The sequence below is a fragment of the Mesorhizobium sp. M1342 genome (genome assembly GCF_040317955.1).
In the GTDB taxonomy this organism is placed as follows: Bacteria; Pseudomonadota; Alphaproteobacteria; order Rhizobiales; family Rhizobiaceae; genus Mesorhizobium.
Map to the genome: position 1 here is coordinate 123871 of NZ_JAMYLI010000008.1, position 20358 is coordinate 144228.

Below are 20358 nucleotides of genomic sequence, written 5' to 3' on the forward strand. Positions count from 1 at the left end.
CCATCCACACGCCGCCTGACGAGGTCTTCGCGGGCGGGAACGGTGCTCTCGTCCCGCGACCTACACCCGCCCCCATTCGTCACGGCCGAGATGCATAGTTGCCTAAGCTCAAACCTGCGCTTATGGCCCAGACGTCTCTCATTCCCATCCCACGCCCCAGTGAGCGGCAGAAGGCCATATCACCGGCATTAGAGTCATTTGTTTAGAATGCCATTGATCAGAGCGGCGCGCTCGATGCTTGCCGCGAGTGAAGGTGTTCGTGCAGTATTATGAGCCGTGCACCAAAGTTGCTGTTGTGAGCGAATCTGATCGAACGAAATACCTTCGCGCGCGAGATAGGCGAGGAAGTCGTCTGTTGCCCGGGAACGGAGGCGGTTTGTAAACTCGCATCGGCGGTTGTCGACTACAGTGACGCTGAGGTCCCACTCGGTGTCGATCGTAGTACGGCCCGAAGGCGTGAACATTTCGGAGACGGACTTCAATATGAGACGATCGCTGCGGTGAACTGTCTCAACATAGTGGTGGACAAGAAGGGTTTTCCCGGCAGCTGCGACATGAATTGACATTCGCCGGCCATCTAAAGCTGTCGTGAAGCCGGCGGCGATGTGGTCGGGCGAGCATGCACGATATTCGTCTTCGGGAAGGGAAAAGCACCAGTTAGGAATATCAATTGCCTGGATTGGCGCGTTGGCCTGGGCGCGTTCGACCAGGCCTTCGCAATCTTTTGACTAGTTGATCACAAGGGGCGCGGGGCTCGGTTCATTGTTCCGTGCGAGGGTCGTCTTTGAGATCCACATAATCCAGCCCCAATGGGCCGATCGCAATTACCTGTGTCACATAGTCTCCCGATTTCGCCCAATGGAAATGTGGTTGGCCACCCGGAAGGAAGATCAAGGTTCCCGGCGCAAAAGCCTCCAGTTTATCCTCATCGAAGACTTCGCCGCGGCCTATATAGAAGACGCCGGAAATCACGGTGTAGAGACGGTCTTCAGGATGGCGGTGCGGCGCCATCCGAGTCCCCGCAGACAACCTGACTCGGACGGCGTAGGGCCCTGGCCGGGTAGGATCTCCCACCAGGGTCGCTACGCGGGCTGCGTTCGGGTATCCGGCGAATGGTTCCCAAACGATTTCCTCTGGTCGGATGGCCAAGAAGTGCTCTTGGCCGGGCTGATGGGGACGAGGCGACCCTGACGGGATATCAGATGCTATGGACATGGAAAACCTCACTCGATGTGGTCGGATGGGAATGCTGCAGTCGCATGGACCGGCGCCTCAGGGTCGCGGACTTCCCTAACCCATCACTGCTGCGATGCCGCGATCAGGGTAGCGAACAGGTGAACTCTTGACCTATTGTCCCAAGGTGTCATCGATACAATCGAATCGGTCCCGGCATGCATGGTCAATGGTTGATACCAAGTGTAGCGGCCATGGTGACGAGATCCGGCAGCGACTTGGCGTGCATCTTACGTGTCATCTGCCCCCGATGCGCCTTGACTGTAATCTCGCTGATGCCGAGTTCAAAAGCGATCTGTTTGTTCATCAGACCGGACACAACAAACGACAGAACCTGCTGTTCACGCCGACTGAGTGAAGCGTATCGTTGCCTGAGCACCTCCAGATCAGATTGCGATGAGAGCGCGGCCCTACTGCGCTTGAGTGCGTGCTCTATGGCCGACAGCATAACATCCTCGCGGAACGGTTTTGTCAGGAATTCGGCGGCACCAGCCTTTATTGCCTTGACGCTGGTGGGTATGTCGCCGTAGCCGGTTACAAAGATTATTGGGGTCTCGGTACGCTCGGCAGCGATGAGTTGCTGCAGATCAAGCCCATTCAACTCGGGCAGATTGACGTCAAGGATAAGACAATTTGGCACTGCCATCCGAGGTTGAGCAAGAAACTCCATGGCAGATCCGAATATCCCCGGCTGCCAGCCGGCGGATCCAATGAGCAGCTCGAGGGATTCGCGGACTGAAATGTCGTCGTCGACCACGAACACGACAGGCGTCTCATTCGTCATGGGTGTTGATCCGATATGGTTCGGTGAGTAACCTAAATCCCTAAGCATTGCGCAGCTCCAGTCAACAAATCTCGTATTCGGTCGTGTTGTTCAAACGAATGGAATTGCCTTCGCCAGAGCCATTTGCAAGGCGGCGTCGCTGAATGGCTTGTAAAGGCAATCCACGGCCCCGTCGGCCATTAGTCGCCGCCTGACGAATTCATCCCGATGTGCGGTGATGAAAATGATCGGCACCTGTTGCCCCCTGTTGCGTAAGTTGCGCAACAACTCGGTTCCAGTCATGCCCGGCATCGCAATATCTAGTATCAAGCAACTGGTCCCGACCTCGACGCCTGACGCTAGAAAGCGTTCGGCCGATGAGAACGCCTCTACACGGTAGCCCAACTCCCTTAGGAGGTCAGGCAAGGACTCACGTACAGATTCGTCATCGTCGACGATCGACACGAGTGGACTTTTTGTGTTCATCAAAACCTCACCGTAATGCACTGCTTTTTGGCCGTTCGGAATCGAACGGTGTCGTAAGATCGCAGGCCATTGTCGGGACGGAAAGTGTGAAGGTCGCGCCCGGTCCTTCGTTTGCTTCAGCCCACAGCTTCCCGCCGTGACTCTCGATAATCGTTCGGCTGACGGACAATCCGATGCCCATACCATCGCGCTTAGTTGAGTAGAACGCATCGAATACGCGAGCAGGATCGACGGTGCGAAATCCGATACCCGAGTCGGATATAGAAAGGCGAACCGCATCCCCTTCGCCAAGTGTGGTCGTCAGGACGACGTGTCGTGGTGCGTTGTCGATATCTGCTACCGCGTCAGCAGAATTGCGCAGCAGGTTCATGACCACTTGCTGTAGTTGGACTCGGTCGCCTGAAACGAGCGGAAGCCCTTCGGCCAATTCGGTCCTTAGACTGGCCCGGGCTCGTTGCAGATCGCTCCAGCAAAGCGCGACGACCTCTCGCACGGCTTCGTTGAGGTCGACCTGCTCAACTTGGAAAACACGCTTGCCGAATAACGCACGCAAACGCGTTATCACATCTGCCGCACGGTTTCCGTCGCGGATGGTGCGACGCGCGGTTTCCCGGGCCCCCTCAATGTTAGGGGGATTAGCAGCCAGCATCCTTAGCGACGTGCTGGCGTTCGTGACGATGCCTGAAAGCGGCTGATTGACCTCATGCGCGATGGAGGCGGCCATTGCGCCGAGGCTTGTCACCCTGGTGACATGGGCAAGTTCCGACCGCAGCTCGTCGCGGGCATGTTCGGCCAGCCGCTTCTGTGTAACGTCTTGTACTGCTCCGATACATTCCGATCGGCCGTTGTCGCTTCTTATCAAGCGACCTATCACCCTGAGATATTTGATCGCACCGTCAGGCATGCGCAGCCTGATTGCATACTCCGGATTGTCGCCGCCTGAGCGCACCTCCGCCATTTTTCCAGCAAGTAGCGGGAGATCTTCCGGGTGAACCCGGCCTTGAATGGCCTCGAATGTGATCAGAACGCCCTCGTCGAAACCGAAGATGCGCTTAAGTTCTTCGGAGAATGTCAATTCGTCTGACTCGACCAGCCATGAAAAGGTGCCTGAGAGGCTCATTCGCTGACCTTCGGCCAATAGCATCTGGCTGTGCTTTAACTTCTCTTCCGCATGTTTGCGATCGTCGATGTCGGTTAGGAGCCCGTACCAGCGAATGATATCTCCCTGAGAGTTGAGGAGAGGCAGCCCGCGTATCTGAAACCAGCGAAAGACGCCGTCAAAACGGCGAAAACGGGTCTCGAAATCGTAAGGTTCACCCGAAACGACGGATGCCATGAAACTGTCGATACAATGTTGCAGGTCGTCGGGATGGGTGATCCCGTTCGTTGCCCAGTTCATTACTTCTTCGAGGGGCAGGTTGAAGTAGTCCAGAAGCTGCCTGTTGCCGCCGTTCAGCGCGCCCTCTGGTGTAAAGAGGCAGATCATACCGTCGATGCTGTCCATGGCGAGGCGTGCTTCGACCTCGCTTTCGGCAAGGGCCTGCTCAGCACGCTTCCGATCCTCGATATCGGTGATAAAACCGTAGAATTTGACCACGCTTCCATTCTTGTCGCGAACAGAACTGGATCGAAACAGGAACCATCGATACGTTCCATCATGGCGGCGTAGGCGGCCCTCTGCTTCCAGGGGGAGGCCTGTATCAATGCCTTCGCGCCAAAGCTTGGCCATTCCTTCGATGTCGTCCGGATGAACAGCGGCTACCCAGCGCCAGCCGAGAAGCTCCTCTATGGGCAGGCCGGTGAAATCGACATAATGTTGATTCATAAAATCCACCCATCCGTCTGGCTGGGCTGACCATGCAAGGGCAGGAATTGAGTCCACTATGTTGCGAATATCGACTTCATTCGCTCGCGATGCGGCCTCCGCGCGTTTCTGTGCCTCAATGTCGGTGTTGACTCCGTACCACTTAACAATGTTTCCGGCCTTGTCGAACAATGGCTCCACGCGGAACAGAAACCATCTGTACGATCCGTCGAAGCGTTGAAGCCGCGCTTCACATTCACCGCGCCGCGCGGTGGCCATAGTTTCGCCCCAGACGGATTTCAAAGTCTCGATGTCAGCCGGATGGACGGAAGCTATCCATCCCCAATCTCCTATATTTTCAAGGCCGAGACCGACGTACTCCAGGTAATGCCGGTTAAAAAAGTCGGCCGTACCGTCGGCCCTCGCAGACCATACAAGGGCGGGTATCGTGTCGATGATCATTTGTAGATTGTTTTCGCTGTTTCTCAGCGATTCCTCGATCCGCTTCCGGTCATCGATGTCAATGAGCAGATGGAACCAGCGCAGGATGTCCCCGCTGGGATTTCGCAACGGCAGTCCTAGGACGTTGTACCACCGATAGACACCGTCGGCGCGTAGGTGACGGCTCTCAACATCGTAGCTGGTCCCCTGAAGGTGAGCGTAGGCCTGCGCGGCGATCGTTCTCTCCAGGTCGTCTGGATGTACCACGTCGGACGCTTTCCAGCCCTTCAAATCTTCCAAAGTCTTCCCGAAATAATTGAGAGTTGGCTGGTTAAGCCATTCGACAGCGCCTGTCGGCGACGTCACGGCGACCGGGATCGGAATGCTATCCACAATGTGTTGGAAACTAGTCGTCTGCTCCAAGAGGCCTTCTACTACAGGCTGCAATGTCTCTAGCTCCGTTCCTACGCCGCACCATCTTTCGACTTGCCCCTGATCATCGAATAGCGGACTGCACCTGACGAGGAACCTGCGGTGGACTCCGTCGAAGCGACGCAGGCGAACCTCCAGTTCGGCCAGGTCTGCCGCCTCAGACATCGATTGCCATCGTTCAAGCAGCGCGGGGAGATCGTCAGGGTGAACGATCGACTTCCATTCACTGCCGTGACCCTCATCGAGGCCGAGACCGGTGTATTCGGCCCATTGTCGGTTGACGAAATCGATACGGCCGTCTCGCAATGCAGTCCAGACCAGTCCGGGCAGTGCATACAGAACGCGGCCTAGGTCCATCTTCATTGGTCCATCTTCATTGCCGTCCCTTCGCGGAAATCGCGCGGCTCTGATCCTGCGCCAGGCGGGCTGTGACGTCCACTATGCCTTGGTGTTGGTTTTGTCCCAGATTTGCGCGGCCAGCCGCGGGCAACACAAAGGTATCGCCAATACGTTCGTGCAATCGCATTCCGGCTCACGTCGAGCGAAATGTTCACCCATCGACTTGACCGGGAAACAGAGGACACCGCAATGCGAGCAAAATCGACGATGCCCAACCGACGCGAAGTCATTGCCACCACAGTTGCCTTGGGAGCGTTATCCGTCGTTCCGAGTGCTTTGAAGGCGGCCGCGGCAGAAACTTCTATCCGCGAATTTTCCGCCCGTTTCACGCAACACCAGCTTGACGATCTGCGCAAAAGGGTCAGTGCGACTCGTTGGCCTGACAAGGAAACCGTCGCTGGCGACACGCAGGGCGTTCAATTGGCCACAATCCAGAAACTGGCCGCTTACTGGGCGTCAGACTACGACTGGAGCCCAATGCAGGCGCGGCTGGATGCGCTGCCACACTTCATAACGGGCATAGACGGGCTGGACATCCACTTCATCCATGTCCGATCCAAGCACAAAGACGCCCTGCCGCTGATTGTCACGCATGGCTGGCCGGGTTCAATCATCGAGCAGTTGAAGATCATCGGGCCACTGACGGACCCAACAGCTCATGGAGGCAGCGCTTCCGACGCCTTCCACGTGGTCATCCCATCGCTGCCGGGCTACGGCTTCTCTGGCAAGCCAACGGCGCCGGGCTGGACTCCGACCCGCATCGCGAAGGCCTGGGCGGAGCTTATGCAGCGTCTTGGCTACACCAAGTACGTGGCTCAGGGCGGTGATTGGGGCAATGCGGTCACCGAAACGATGGCCCTGCAGCAGCCTTCCGGACTGCTGGGTATCCACACCAACATGGCAGCCACGGTCCCAGCGGAAATTGCGAAGGCGCTTGCCGCTGGGACGCCGCCGCCGGCAACTCTGACTCCGGACGAAAGGCGTGCCTGGAATCAGCTCGACGATTTTTACAAAAACGGACTCGGCTACGCGATTGAGATGAACAATCGTCCGCAGACGCTCTACGGCATTTCTGATTCGCCGGTCGGCCTCGCGGCTTGGATGCTTGATCACGACATTCGCAGCTATGAACTGATAGCGCGTGTCTTCGACGGACAAACCGAGGGTCTGACACGTGATGACATCCTGGACAACGTCACACTTTATTGGCTGACCAACACCGCGATTTCCTCGGCGCGTCTCTACTGGGATAACGCACACTTCCCTGCAGGAGGATTTTTCGATCCTCGGGGCATCCAGATTCCGGTGGCAGTCAGCGCGTTTCCCGACGAGATTTACCAAGCTCCGCAGAGCTGGGCCGAGAAGGCTTATCCGAAGCTCATCCACTATAACCGGCTTCCTAAAGGCGGTCATTTCGCCGCCTGGGAACAGCCGGCGACCTTTAGCGCCGAGCTTCGGGCTTCGTTCAAAACGCTACGCGAATCTATCTAGTGCGAGCACAGGCGCCTCCCACGCCTCCTCGCAAGGGCGCGGCTGGGTTCCCCGGCCCGGCCGCGCCAATGTCAAGCTGCACCTTCAAGTGGAGAACACCATGAAAACGTCGGTAAAAGGAACTGCATTGGTAACGGGCGCGTCCTCGGGCATCGGGGCCATCTATGCCGACCGGCTCGCACGCCGCGGCTACGATCTTATTCTCGTGGCGCGCAACCAGGAAAAGCTTGACGGCGTGGCGCGCCACATATCGGGCGTAACAGGCCGCGCCGTAAAAACGGTTGCGGCCGACCTTAACGACAAGGCTGACCGCGGCAGGATTGAGGCGCTCCTTCGCGGTGGAAGCGGGATCTCGATGCTTGTCAACAATGCAGGTCTCGGAGCTGTCAGCTCCATACTGGAGACCAATGTCGACGCCATGGATGATATGATAGAGCTGAATGTCACAGCGGTGACCCGCCTGACCTATGCGGCGGCGCCGGCTTTTGTGGCACGGGGAGGCGGGGCCATCATCAACATCAGTTCGGCTATGGGCCTCTGGCCGGAGTTGCTCAACGGTGTCTACGGCGCAACAAAGGCTTATGTCACGGCCTTCACCCTCTCACTTCACAAGGAGCTTGCGGACAAGAATATCGCCGTCCAGGCGGTGCTCCCGGGCGCGGTGGAAACCAACTTTTGGGAGGTCGCCGGTGGTGATCTTTCCAACTACCCGGACGAACGAGTGATGCGGGCAGAAGACTTGGTCGACGCCGCACTGGCCGGTTTCGACCAAGGAGAGCTCGTCACCATCCCGTCGCTCCCGGACAGGTCGGACTGGGATAGCTACGAAGCAGCGCGCCAGAAGCTGATCCCGAATCTGTCCCGGAAAATGCCGGCGTCCCGTTACAGGGTTGCCGTGGATGCATAGCAGCGCGGCTGGGATGCGGCCTGGAAATCGACAAATGGAGAACCTATGACAATTGTCCAAGTTTGTGACGGCAATGCCACGCCGACGGCGACAAGCGATATGAAGCTTGAAGTAGTTGTGATCCCGGTTACGGATGTAGATCGCGCCAAGGGCTTTTACTGCCGACTCGGGTGGCGACTAGACGCTGATTTCGCGGTCGGAGAATCCTTCCGCGTGGTGCAATTTACGCCTCCGGGTTCCCCGGCATCGGTGCACTTCGGAACAGGACTCACATCGGCCACACCCGGCGCTGCAAGTACAACCTATCTTGTGGTGTCTGACATCGAAACCGCCCGTGCCGAGCTTTTGGCAAATGGGGCGGAAGTCAGTGAGGTATTCCACCGCCCGGGGCCAGGCCAGCCATCTATCCAGGGGCGCGACCCCGAAGGACGTAGCTACGTCTCGTTCGCTACATTCAACGATCCTGACCGCAACACGTGGCTGATTCAAGAGATCACCGACCGCTTCCCTGGTAGGGTCAATGCCGATGCCACAAGCTTTGCTTCCTTGGCGGATCTTGCCGGTGCACTCAGCCGCGCGGCTGCTGCGCATGGAGTGCACGAACAGCGCGACGGTGGCCGGCACGATGAGAATTGGCCGGATTGGTACGCCGAATACATCGTTGCCGAATATGCGGGCAAAACGCTGCCTCTTTAGGCTTACGGGCGGATGACCAGCTGCCACGCGGTTTCTAGATAAAGGCAATTGAATTGAGACATAGTCGGCGGTGAACCCGTGGCGTAAGGATTAATTGTGCCACCGCGCCCCTCTTGCCCAGTGCGAACCACCTGCTTGATCAGACTGTTGTTGTAATTGGAGGCCGCGCCGGGCTTGGGCTAGAGATGGGCCTGCGTGCTAGCTCGGTAGCCTCCAACCTCATGATGCCAGGCCCCGACAACATGAGGTGCACGAAACCGGTGCGAAACCCGTCGCCACTTTCGACGCCAACGATGCGACGCGCTGGAGGCGCGCGCAGCTGTAGCCCACTACTTGAAATGCCACCCGAGGGGGCAACGATCTCACAAAGCATCTGCTGCTCGCGATCGATATTGCCGATACATCGTGGGCAAGCTGATGCAAGGTCGATCGCTAACATTCATGGGTGGCCCTGGCGCACGTTATCCCGGTCCGGGCCTTACAATCGTGCGGTCGCATTGCCTGCGCTCATCGCCAATCTGGCGCTCGAAATGGCCCGGCCCCGCGTGACCTGATCGCCGGCGGCTTTGTCGACACGACACTCGGCGTTGGTTGGCTGACAATTTCGAGAAGCGGGGGGAAGAGCTGAGGGGGATGTTCCCTATCCGGCGTGTCGTCGGGGCGGCCAGTGTCGCAGAGCTCGTCACTTCACGAGCAGCAAGACGTTGCTGGGCGCGGCATACCACCTTGACAGCCGTCAGCCACTTGTCTCCTGGCCCTGATCACAAGGACGGATGTGCAACTCAGCTATAACAATGAGGCACTACAAACGGCCTCTCGATCAGCATGATGGCCGCGGCTATGCGGAGCCTTCGGCCGGTGCCTGATGTGGCTTGGCTATGCGCCTCGAAATGGAACGCGCGATTGGCGCACGTCAGGACCACAAGTGGGAGAAGCACCTTATGGCTATGCTGTGTTGGCCGGGTTGATTGGAAGACGCGTTGAATGCAACAGCATATCGATAGCACTGCGGCCAAGGCCCTATAGCCGTCAGGCAGCACTTGCCCTGCTAAGGGCATTTGTGTCGCCGCTGAGCTCACTGCCGAGCCTATTTTCTTAGCCGAGGATCATGCCTGCAGCGGAAACCAGGATCCACAATCCGAACACCGGAATGAGTATCCACCGCGCTTGGTTGACGCTAATTTCGTGCTTCGCTTTGATGATAGCTGCCACGCGTGAATTACTAGGCCGATGATCGCCCATGAAACATCTCCTCTGTTCGACGCGCTAGTAATCGACTGAGGGCGTCAACAAATAAATTGCACTTAGGTGTCGGAAATACTTTTTTTTGGCCACAAAGCGGCGTATTTTTGCCATATGCCAACATAACACATATTGTTATTTGTAAAGGTATCGCTTGGGAGAGAATACCTTAGATACCGTCGATGATCACCTCCGCCTGGGTGGCGGCAGGGCTTGACACTCCCTAGTTCAGTACTGGTCCCGAAGCCTTGCATGAGGCGCTCTATTCGACGATCATGCGCAACTTGTCTCCCACGTCGTCCTTGTGACCGATCTCGAAGTCAGCGCCCCACGCCGCCGCCATGGTCTCAGCATTCCGGGGACGGAAGGCAGAGGCAGGCTGGTCCAGTTGTCATGTCTCCCTCCATTGGCGCCACCAACGTCGGAAGGCGCCATGATACGTTCCCCAACGCGGGCATCCTCGTTATTGAATGCCTTTTTGGGCATATTGGCGGGAGCATCCGAGGCTATGCGTTGGTAGCCGGCAACTGCATCATTTCACCAGGCGTGAGCAGCGGGCGAGCCGCCGTACGCCCTCTCGATCTGATGAGGGATTGAGCGATGAGGAAGCTTTTCAGCCCGTAACTGGCCATGAGGGCGAGCCTCGAACCGAAGGAGTCGAGGCGTCCAAGCTTCCGGAACTCGCAATGCATCAGGAGCAGCCGGCGGCCTTTGCGCCCTTACCTGCAGATCTTTGGGTTAGGCGCCGGCCGACGGATCGAGAATCAGGCTTGGTCCTAATGGTATGGGACGGCGGCAGGATGAGCTAGAGTGTCGTCCGAGTCCTGTCATAGACGAGGTCGGTGAGCGGCGTAGCTTTCAAGATTGGTTCTCGCCAAACATATCCGCTGAACCGAGCGCTCCTGCCCGCAGCCCGTGCAGTCAAGGCATCTTGCAGTTTCTGCGTGTCGGCCTGTCGTGTGGACAAGAGTGGCAATACCCAGTTATACGCGGGGCCGCCGCGCGACGACGGCCCCGTCTGGCTCTCGAGCCGCCAAGTTTTCAGTCGATGCGAAGGCTTTGCTCCATCGCATAGCACTGATCCCAGATGAAAACGTCATAGCCGGCCAGTCGGGACTGCCACATGGGCGTGACGGCATTCACGCATTTCACAACGACTCGGTCAATATAGGTGTCGTAAACGGCCCAGAGATTAGACCTGTCCTCGGCTTCCATTTCTTCGCCAGGGGGCGTCGACTTGAGAGCTGCAGCCGCGGCTGCCTTCAGGTCATTCATGAATTCGATCTGGGTACCGACATCGGAATGGGTGCCCACGCGGTTGACGTGCCCGCCGACGAGCATTTCGAACGGCAAGGTATCGATGTACGCCACTTGGTCGAAGTATGCGGGAATGTCCTTGGCAAGTGCGAAGCGACGCCACGGCATCCAACCTGGGAAGATCACGTCGACCACCATCAGGACCTTCTGTTCTGGAGCATAGATGAAGATGTTTCCCGGCTCATGAGGGCTGCTGCCGGGGTAGCTCCACTCAAGGACCTGACTACCGACCTTCAAGGTGTGGTGATCCTTGAAAGTGACCGTCGGTAGGGGTCGTCTCGGATCCTTCGCGCGTTCGAGCAGCCGCTGGGTCTCAAGCTGGGCGATGATAATCGGATGGCCGGCGAGGTCGCTTACGCCGCCGATATGATCTACGTGCGCGTGACTGTAGACGACACGTGTGATAGGCTGATCCGTCACCTCAGCAATAGCCTGGCGCAAATGCGCTGAGTATCCTGGAGGGGCGTCGATCACAACGACACCTGTTTCGTACACCATGAACATTGACTGGTAGCCGTTGTCGGTGACCATATAGAGGCCACGGCCTAGCTTTTGGTTCCGGTAGCCCTTCTTCGGGTCGATGGTCGGAGTTACGTCTTCCTTGGGGATCGGAAGGTAGTGATCGACACGAGTGCCTATCGGCGCCAACGACGGCATACTCTGGTAAGGGGCGCCGGGCTATCCGGGCAAGGTCTCGGCGCGGGCGCCCCCGATTGGCGTTAAGCCGAGTCCAGCAGCGACCAGGAATGAACCTACCTTCGCCGCTAACCTCAAAAAATCAGAACAGAAGAGAAGCATTACATATCTCCTATCTCAAAACAATGTTTCACAGAAATGATCTGCCGTACTATTATCAACTATTTATTGACCTTAGGTATCGGTTAATACTTTGGTGTTAAAATAACCCCTGAACGACGGTCCTGGGCAGTAAATTCTCTGCCGAGACTCAGCCGACTCCAACAGCGACAGGCCGATACAACTTGCACAGCGACAAGAAGTGGCGGGCCACGAAGCCCGCCACTGTTCAGCTCGTCCAGAATTCACTTCCCTTGGCCAAGAGGATTCAGATCCGCACAGAATTCCGCATAAGGCTTGGTCATCCCTGCGTCCTGACATTCTCTTATCATCGCCTTGCGCTTGCCCATCGGAAGGACTTCGAGGGCTGCCCTGAACCTGCTTCTCATAATGGGATCCGTGTGGGTCGGACCCTTGATGGAACTGGTATAATAAAACGACCGCTGGCTAATAGGGTCGATAACATCAAGGGCGCCAGCAAAAGCGCTTCCCTCGAGTGTCGAAAATGCAATTGCTGCGCAGAGACATTTAGCTTTGATGTTCATATCGAATTCCTTCTCCTCGATGAGGTCTTTACAACCGCCGAAATTAAGCCGGTCATCGTGTAATTTATACCCCGAACAGATGGAGACTATTGTTCTATGGTATCGTCGATACGTTCGAACAATTCAGCGGTAATATTCTGATTAATAGTGCACTTGCGGTGCTAAGAGGGGATTCGTTGCCACCGATGGCGCGCTCGCTTCGTCTGGAGTTGCCTGCTCACGCTGACGTAACTGCTGCGGTCGCTTCTTTGAACGAAGACTTGATGGCTGACGGCAAAGCCGCGGATCATTGAGACCAATGAGGCCGCAGTGATGCAATCGTCGAATTGGATGTGCCGCAGCCAGCCTTCAGGCCCTCACGTGTAACTACGTTCGCACGTACATCGGTTCGTTAGCTGGAACGCTCGTGATCGCCCTCAGCATCGAGTCTCGGCGTTGCTTCGCTGAACCGAGCAACAGGACAGTCATGTGATGGTATCGCTTCTCGCGGCAGAGGCGATGTCATCGAAGGATCACCAGGCGGTGGCGCCGCCCTCGATAGCGAGGTTTGCACCGGTGATGTACGATGCTCGATCGGACGCGAGAAATACTGCGGCCTCGACAACCTCTTCCGGCCGGCCCCAGCGTTTGAGAAGGGTCCGGGCTGTCACAGCATCGCGTTCCGGGCCGTCCAGATCCGCCTCGCGCGAGAGGATCGCGCCAGGACTGATGGTCACCGCCCTGATCCCTATCGGTGCGCCTTCGACCGCGAACTGGCGGGTGAGCCCGATGACGCCGGCCTTGGCCGCGGCATGAGCCGCCATGGGCGGTTGCGGAAAGCCGATCAAGCCTGCAACCGAGCTGATGTTGATGATGACACCACGGCCGCGCGCGACAAGATGCGGCCAAGCGTACCGCGTGACGAAGAACCGTGTCGAGTTCCACTGAGATTGTCGTTCGGCAGTCTTCGATTAGCATCTCGGAGACGGCTCCGAAACGGGGGCCCCCGGCATTGGTGTAGACGACGTCCAGGCCGCCATAGCGCTTTGCCGCGCGGGCAACAAAGCGCTCAACCTCGGCCGGCTTTGTGAGGTCCACCGGTGCGAAGCCCGTCATGTCTCCCCCTGCCGCTAGCACGGTCCGCACCGTCTCAGTGTTGTCGGCTTCCTGGAGATCACAGCCGATGACTTTCGCTCCTTCCCGCGCGAAAGCGAGGCAAGCGAGACGTCCCTGCCCTCCAGCGGCCCCAGTAATCAGCGCGACCTTTCCATCCAACAAGCCCATTGCGGTCTCCATGATCTGACTGCGGCGCCAGAAGGCAAGGTGGTACCCAGATTAGGCTCTCAGAAGAGTGAGTCGATTGCACCTTGGTGTCGCGGACACCAAGGTGTCACCCGGAGAGCCATCGCAAAGTGTGGGCAAAGGGCAATGCAAACGGCGTCGGGCGTCCCGAGCGACTTTCGTAAGTTCGGGACCGAGGCCGCGGCCCTTGATCCGAGAAGTTCCACCGGCTTTGCCGGGCAGAAAACAAGGCGCGGCGCCTCCGGCCTGGGGGTCCCTTGAGGCGCCTGGCAAGCGTGGGGACGGCGGAGCCGAGGCATGAAGTGGTGGCGCAGGTGCCAGCGCTCATCAAGAGGCGCTTCCACGAAACTGAGCTGTTTGTCCGCGCCCCGGGGGACTTCCATGATGACGTCGGCCGCGTCGGCATCGGAAACGGCGGTAGCGGAACCGATGTCGATCTGGTGCGCCTTGGCGAATTGGGCCATCGCCGCCGCCATGCTTCGCGGCGGTCGTCTGCACGCGCTTCTCTCCTAGTGTTGCGATGCGTTCGGCAAGGGTGCCGACGAACGCCTCGACCTCGCCATGCACGGCATCGAAGGGATGATGCCGCCCGAAGAAGCCCATCCAAGGACGTCCCAGTGCCACTGCTCCAACTGCGTGTCGTGATCGAGCCGAGGCTTGCAGCAGCTTGATGGCCGCCTTACGGACATGGTCGGGAAAACCGACCCGGTTCGTGTGAATTTCGGTTTTTCTAGGTGGGTCTAGCAGCGGATAGGACGGGGGCCGCGCCGGGCTGCAGGTCCGGCAGCCGCCGCCCAAAGTTCAGTTCGAAATCGCTGCGCTCGCCGTAGCCCATACCCGCGAGCTGGCTGCGCCGCGCCTGTGCGGCGGTTCGGGCGAGCGCATCGAAAAATGCCCGGTTGCTAGTTTCGATCGCGTCGCCGTCTGGGACGCCGACACGATTCACCAAGGTCTTGATCTCGCCCAGGGTCTCGCGATCGAAAGACGCCAGCCTTCGGGCGAGATCATCGACAAAGGGCCCAAGGGCGTGATCGTCGAGGGCCCGGTTAATCCAACCGTAGCGCTCCGCCACGTCGGCTCGGAAATCGTCGCCGCTCAGCACGATCTCGAGTGCACGGGCTCGACCCACCAAGCGCGGCAGCCACTCAAGCGCACCGCCCCCCGGCGGGAGGCCGACGCCCACTTCCGGCTGGCCCAGGATCGCGCGCTGGCGGCTGGCAAAGCGCATGTCACACGCCAGGACAAACTCGCTTCCGACCCCTCTTGTCCGCCCGCTGATCTTGGCGATGCTGATTACGGGCGAGCGGCTCAGCCGAATCACAACGTCGATCCAGGGCGAATGGCCGCTCCATCCAGGCTCGCGGCTCATCTCGGCGGCCTTGGCCGTGTCGAAGTGCGCGATGAAGAAATCGGAGTCTGCTGAGTCAAAGACCATCACCCGCACGAACGCATCTGCCTCCGCCGCCGTGATTATGGCCTGCAACTCCGTAATTGCCGCTGGCGGCAAAAGGTTGATGGGCGGATTGGAGAAGGTAGCGCGCCAGATGCCCGGCTCCGACCGGTCGATGGCGAAATAACCTGCGGCGCTCAAGACACGACCTCCTCGAGTTCGGCGATCAGCGCGGATGTGGTGATCACATGGGGGTTAGTTTGGCCATCGACCTCGTGGGCCCAACGCGTCGCCTCGCCGAGCTCCACATGGGAGGTGAGGATCATCAATATCTTCATTGACCGTCTCCGTTTGTCAGTGCGCCGCGGGGACATCCCGCCTCGACCTTGTCGTCAAGGCCGCGGCAGCCCGCCCGCCAGAGCCGAAGCGAGCCCGCGGTCACGAAGGTACGGATGTAGAACTAAGCGGCACGCCGACGACCGAAAATTGAGCGATGGTATTGGCTATACCAAAGGCGCACTTGGCGACCCAAGGCCGCGCGATCGACTGGCCCAGTCACGCGATAGCTGGCCCCAACCCACACCTTCAGCGGCGCCGAGAAGTCCGACGGTCCCGGAAGCCTCCAGGATCAACTTGGATTGGCTGATGCAGCCAAGGAGAAGGTGGCGGCGCCTGGCGGACCTTTGCGCCGGACTCCAAAGCGCAGACGGCAAGCGCCGAGAGTGGATCTGGGGCCGCAATGTCACCAACGCCTACCACTAGATTCCTGTCACGCTTCGTGGACAACCAGCGGCCTACGGCTGGGCCGTTTCCGAGTGCTGCTAACAAGCCGTGAACGAGAGCGGCTACAGGAACCGCGACGACCGACACCATAGTCCTATGGACGCGTGCGGGTCGGGCTCTGCATTCTCGTCAACCGGGGACAGCACGAAAGTCAATGATGGAGACGGATCAGACTCGCCTGCTGGACGCACTGCCAGGGATGGTATGGACTGCCACGCCAGACGGATCCTGTGACTTCGTCAACCGACTTTGGCGCGAGTACACGGGAACTACGCTCGAGCTGGCGAACGCTTCCGGCTGGATCTCGCTCTTCCATCCGGATGACTTGGCGGTCGTTGAGGCGGCGTGGAAAGAAACCCTTAGCGTCACGGCGCCTGAGGAAATCAACGTGATGGCTCGGCTCCGCCGACACGATGGTGTCTATAGGCGTTTCAACCTGCAGACCCGTCCACTCAGAGACATGGCGGGAAACCTGATCGGTTGGTGCGGCGTGAACACCGATATCGAGGACCGCACGCGGGCCGAGGCTCAGTTGGCGGCGGAAAAGCGTCTGCTTGAGTTCGTCGCACGTGGTCTGCCGCTTCCTAGCGTGCTTAACGAGCTTTGTCTTCTCGTTGAGGATCTCTCGTCTAGCTCGGTGTGCAGTATCCTCTACGTCGACCACGACGGGCAGCGATTCCGGGTTGCGGCGGGCCCAAACCTTCCGGCAGACTACAACGCGGCGCTCGAAGGCTTGAAGATCGACCCGGAGTACGGCCCCTGCTCACTGGCCGTCGTATCCCGCGCGACCATTATCGCCGCCGACCCGCCGCGAGATCCTCGTTGGGCAGCGTCGCCCTGGCCGCAACTCGTCACGGGTTTCGGCTTGGCGTCGTGCTGGTCTGCCCCGATCTTTGACAGTCATAGAAACGTGCTCGGGATTTTCGCGATCTACAAGCATGTGCCGCAAGGCCCCACGGGCCAGGACGAGGAACTGGTCGACCGCTTCGCGCGCATTGCCGGCATCGCTATCGAGCGCGCCAGATCCGACCTCGCCCTGAAGGCCGGGGAGGCCAACCTCCGGCGGGCCAACCACTTCCTAGTGGGAGGGCAGCGGCTCAGCAAGACCGGCAGTTTTTCGCTGGACACGGCTTCCGACGAGCAGGTGTGGTCGGAGGAGAATTATCGCATCTGGGAGTTCGATCCGGCCGTGCCCCCGACCATAGAGATGGTCATCGCCGCCATCCATCCGGAGGATCGCGAGCAGATGCTGGAGACCTTCGCCGCGGCTACGCAAGCCAAGGAAGGGTTCGAGGTCTTCTATCGCATCGTCACGCCTGTTGGGGGCGTGAAGCACCTGCATACTGTGATGGAGATCATTTCCGAAATCTCTGACCGGGCGGTTTATCTCGGCAGCTCGCAGGACATCACCGAGAGCAAGCTGGCCGAAGCGGCTCTGAAGACGGGCGAAGCGGATCTCATGCGGGTCAACCTGTACTTAACCGCGGCCCAACGGCTCAGCAAGACGGGCAGCTTCACCTGGGGGGTTGAAACAGGCCACCTCGACTGGTCAGCCGAGTCTTACCGAATCTGGGGCATCGACCCCTCGCTACCACCTGCAATGTCGATGGTCTTGAACGGAATCCACCCCGATGATCGGGAGTGGGTCACGACGGGCATGAGCGAGGCGACGCAGGCAGGCGCCAACTTCGAGATGGTGCACCGCATCGTAACCCCCGCGGGCGTCACCAAGCATATTCGCTCGGTCGTCACACGCATGTCGGAAACCACGGATGGGCCGGCCTATTTCGGCGCACTTCAGGACATCACCGAAGCCAAAGTCGCCGAAGAGGCGTTGAAGGCGAGTGAGGCTGGTCTGCGGCGTGCCAACCGTTACCTCAAGGCCGCGCAGACCCTCAGTCGCGTTGGCAGTTACACCTGGGATGTAGATTCCAACAAGCTTGACTGGTCGGACGAGAACTATCGGATTTGGGAGGTCGACCCGGCCGTCACGCCCACGTTAGACGTCATCGTGAACGCAATCCATCCCGACGATGTAGATGTGGTCTTGAAGACCATCGATGGTGCCCGCCGGTCTGGCGAGAACTTCGATGTCATCTACCGCATTGTCACGTCGGCAGGCGTAAAGCATATACACACCGTTAGCACCCGGATTCCCGAGATCACCGATCGTATTGTTTATATCGGCAGCAACCAAGACGTAACCAAAGACCGGCTCGCTGAGGCCGCTCTTAAGGCGAGTGAAGCGAGGCTAGCGCGCGCCAACCGCTACCTAAAGATCGCTCAGTCGCTCAGCCGGATCGGCAGCTTCACGTGGGACCCAGAGTCCGATGATATCGACTGGTCAGACGAAAACTATCGGATCTGGGGCGTTGACCCGGAACAGCCTCCGACAATGGACACGATCTTCAGCGGCATCCATCCCGAGGACCTGCCCCGGGTTGCTCAGGTTACCGCCGACGGTCAGCGCTTCGGGACCGACTTCGACGTCTTCTATCGGATCGTCACGCCAGCCGGTGAGACCAAGCATGTCCACACCGTCATTGCGCGCATTCCGGAAGTCGCTGAGCGTCTCCTCTACCTGGGCAGCACGCAAGACGTCACGGTCAGCAAACGGGCGGAAGACGAACTGGCACGGGCCAACACTTACCTTACCGCGGCCCAACGCTTGAGCCAGACCGGGAGCTTTACCTGGGACGTCCATGCTGATGAGCACAATTGGTCTGAGGTCATTTACAAAGTGTTTGGGTTTGAGCCCGGTTGCAAGGTGACTATGGACATGATGATGACGGCGATTCATCCGGACGACGTGGGTCAGGTCGAGGCCCTGATCGGCGGCGCGCGAATAGGCGAAAACTTCGAGCTCGAATTCCGTGTTATTAACACCGATGGGGGTATCCGCCACGCTCAAGTGGTCGGCCATCGGATCGACCAGATTCCCGATCGCCCGGTGTTCATGGGCGCGCTGCAGGATATCACGGCCAGGAAGCTTGCCGAAGACGACCTCAATCGGGCACGTGAGGACTTGGCTCATGTCGCGCGCGTGACGGCGCTTAGCACGCTCACCGCATCCATAGCCCACGAGGTCAGCCAACCACTGGCTGGTATCATCACCAATTCAAGCACCTGCCTGCGCCTGCTCGCGGCCGAGCCGCCTGACTTGGCGGGAGCCTTAGCGAACACCCAGCGCACTCTCCGTGACGGCAATCGCGCATCGGAAGTGATCAAGCGCCTGCGCTCGCTCTACGCTCGTCGCGCCCCGACCCTTGAACCCATCGACCTGCAGGAGATTGCCCGCGAAGTCCTTGCCCTTCTCGCAAGCGAACTACAGCGTCGCCGTGTGATCGTGCGAACGACCTTTGCAGGAGACCTGCCCCCCGCTGCCGCGGACCGAGTCCAGATCCAACAGGTTATTCTGAACCTCGTCCTGAATGCCGCTGAGGCCATGAGCGAGGTCACGGACCGTGTCCGAATGCTTCGGATCGCGACCCGGTGCGAACCCGATGGCGATATTTCGCTTGAAGTCCGCGATTCCGGGCACGGTATCAACCCACAGGAGACCGAAAAGCTTTTCGAGGCGTTTCAGACGACCAAACCCGATGGCATGGGGATAGGGCTGTCCATCAGTCGCTCGATCATCCAGGCCCACGGTGGCAGCCTCACGGCGGTACCCAACGGGAACGAGCCTGGAGCGACGTTCACATTCTCCCTGCCGTGCAAGGCCGTAGAGGTTGCAGGTCTCAATTCAAGGCAAGCGTAATGATGCACCGTGATCTGGTCTGCGTGGTGGACGACGACGAATCCGTTCGTGAGTCCCTTCCTGACCTCCTGAATTCCTACGGGTTCGTCACGCGCCCCTTCGAGTCGGCGGAAGCTTTTCTCGCTTCCGAAGTACTGACGTCGCCTGGGTGTCTGGTTATTGACGTCTCGATGCCGGGGATGACAGGCCCCGAACTGCAGATTCAGCTTCTGAATCGGCAAATCGACGTAGGCATTGTATTCATAACGGCTCACGCCGATGCGATGTTGGAAGCGCAAGTGCTCGAGCGCGGCGCGGTGGCTTTTCTGCTCAAACCTTTTACGGAGGAGGCGATCGTCAAGGCCGTGGAAGCTGCGCTAGGAAGGGGATGAGGGTTCTGCATGCAAAAGCCGTTCAACGCGACGATGGCCCCTCACCCGCCCTCCGCCATAGGAGTACCCCGGCCTGACAACGCTCGAAACGGTCTGTGTCGTCGACGATGACATCTCTGTTCGCGAGTCCCTCGAAGGCCACGTCCGGGTCTCGGGCTGGACCGCGCGGGTGTTCCCCTCTGCGGCGAAAGCCGTTCATGGCGGGTTGTTTATCGATGCCCG

Annotated in this window: 16 protein-coding genes and 1 pseudogene; 6 read left to right on the forward strand and 11 right to left on the reverse strand. The window is 58.9% G+C overall.

The genetic code is table 11. The features are described from left to right. Positions 1-194: 194 nt before the first annotated feature. The 5 genes from NKH06_RS10425 to NKH06_RS10445 form a co-directional block, all read right to left on the reverse strand. Entirely contained in the window at positions 195-710 is a 516-nt protein-coding gene (locus tag NKH06_RS10425; protein WP_352893046.1) for a hypothetical protein, read from the reverse strand. A gap of 49 nt (positions 711-759) precedes the next feature. Then, on the reverse strand, positions 760-1011 hold the full coding sequence (locus NKH06_RS10430; protein ID WP_245273262.1) for a cupin domain-containing protein: 252 nt from the start codon (positions 1009-1011) through the stop codon (positions 760-762). Between the two features lie 388 nt (positions 1012-1399). Further along, positions 1400-2017: a response regulator transcription factor gene (locus tag NKH06_RS10435; protein ID WP_352892961.1), complete on the reverse strand. Its 618-nt coding sequence runs from the start codon at positions 2015-2017 to the stop codon at positions 1400-1402. Positions 2018-2107: 90 nt separating this feature from the next. After that, entirely contained in the window at positions 2108-2482 is a 375-nt protein-coding gene (locus tag NKH06_RS10440; RefSeq protein WP_128302944.1) for a response regulator, read from the reverse strand. A gap of 7 nt (positions 2483-2489) precedes the next feature. Further along, positions 2490-5522, reverse strand: coding sequence for a PAS domain-containing sensor histidine kinase (locus NKH06_RS10445; protein ID WP_352892962.1), 3033 nt, complete (start codon positions 5520-5522; stop codon positions 2490-2492). 225 nt (positions 5523-5747) lie between these two features. Between NKH06_RS10445 and NKH06_RS10450 the strand changes: the two genes are divergently transcribed. The 3 genes from NKH06_RS10450 to NKH06_RS10460 all read left to right on the forward strand — a co-directional run bounded on the left by NKH06_RS10450 (position 5748) and on the right by NKH06_RS10460 (position 8652). Next, positions 5748-7049, forward strand: a complete 1302-nt coding sequence (locus tag NKH06_RS10450; RefSeq protein WP_352892963.1) for an epoxide hydrolase family protein — start codon at positions 5748-5750, stop codon at positions 7047-7049. Positions 7050-7149: 100 nt separating this feature from the next. After that, complete coding sequence (locus NKH06_RS10455) at positions 7150-7956, forward strand: SDR family NAD(P)-dependent oxidoreductase (RefSeq protein WP_352892964.1); 807 nt, start codon at positions 7150-7152, stop codon at positions 7954-7956. Positions 7957-8001: 45 nt separating this feature from the next. Further along, entirely contained in the window at positions 8002-8652 is a 651-nt protein-coding gene (locus tag NKH06_RS10460; RefSeq protein ID WP_352892965.1) for a VOC family protein, read from the forward strand. 1748 nt (positions 8653-10400) lie between these two features. On the opposite strand, the gene NKH06_RS10465 is transcribed toward NKH06_RS10460, so the two are convergent. The 3 genes from NKH06_RS10465 to NKH06_RS10475 form a co-directional block, all read right to left on the reverse strand. Beyond that, the gene (locus tag NKH06_RS10465; RefSeq protein ID WP_352892966.1) at positions 10401-10586 is read right to left on the reverse strand and encodes a hypothetical protein; all 186 of its coding nucleotides are present in this window, start codon (positions 10584-10586) and stop codon (positions 10401-10403) included. Positions 10587-10935: 349 nt separating this feature from the next. Further along, the gene (locus NKH06_RS10470; protein ID WP_352892968.1) at positions 10936-11859 is read right to left on the reverse strand and encodes an MBL fold metallo-hydrolase; all 924 of its coding nucleotides are present in this window, start codon (positions 11857-11859) and stop codon (positions 10936-10938) included. A gap of 392 nt (positions 11860-12251) precedes the next feature. Beyond that, positions 12252-12551 (reverse strand): hypothetical protein, encoded by a 300-nt coding sequence (locus NKH06_RS10475; RefSeq protein ID WP_352892970.1) that lies wholly within the window; start codon positions 12549-12551, stop codon positions 12252-12254. Positions 12552-12640: 89 nt separating this feature from the next. Here NKH06_RS10475 and NKH06_RS10480 point away from each other — a divergent pair, with 89 nt between their 5' ends. After that, the gene (locus NKH06_RS10480; RefSeq protein WP_352892971.1) at positions 12641-12844 is read left to right on the forward strand and encodes a hypothetical protein; all 204 of its coding nucleotides are present in this window, start codon (positions 12641-12643) and stop codon (positions 12842-12844) included. 219 nt (positions 12845-13063) lie between these two features. Here the strand turns inward: NKH06_RS10480 and NKH06_RS10485 are convergent. From NKH06_RS10485 to NKH06_RS10495, 3 genes and pseudogenes are all read right to left on the reverse strand, one after another. Beyond that, positions 13064-13826, reverse strand: a pseudogene (locus NKH06_RS10485) (SDR family NAD(P)-dependent oxidoreductase). A 736-nt stretch (positions 13827-14562) separates the two neighbouring features. Then, entirely contained in the window at positions 14563-15423 is an 861-nt protein-coding gene (locus NKH06_RS10490; RefSeq protein ID WP_352892972.1) for an enoyl-CoA hydratase/isomerase family protein, read from the reverse strand. Continuing rightward, on the reverse strand, positions 15420-15560 hold the full coding sequence (locus NKH06_RS10495; protein ID WP_352892974.1) for a hypothetical protein: 141 nt from the start codon (positions 15558-15560) through the stop codon (positions 15420-15422). Before NKH06_RS10495 ends, NKH06_RS10490 begins: the two co-directional genes overlap by 4 nt. Before the next feature lie 599 nt (positions 15561-16159). On the opposite strand from NKH06_RS10495, the gene NKH06_RS10500 reads away from it, so the two are divergent. After that, positions 16160-19765: a PAS domain-containing protein gene (locus NKH06_RS10500; RefSeq protein ID WP_352892977.1), complete on the forward strand. Its 3606-nt coding sequence runs from the start codon at positions 16160-16162 to the stop codon at positions 19763-19765. After that, complete coding sequence (locus NKH06_RS10505; protein ID WP_128302939.1) at positions 19765-20136, forward strand: response regulator; 372 nt, start codon at positions 19765-19767, stop codon at positions 20134-20136. The genes NKH06_RS10500 and NKH06_RS10505 overlap by 1 nt, the downstream gene beginning before the upstream one ends. The last annotated feature ends 222 nt before the right edge of the window (positions 20137-20358 follow it).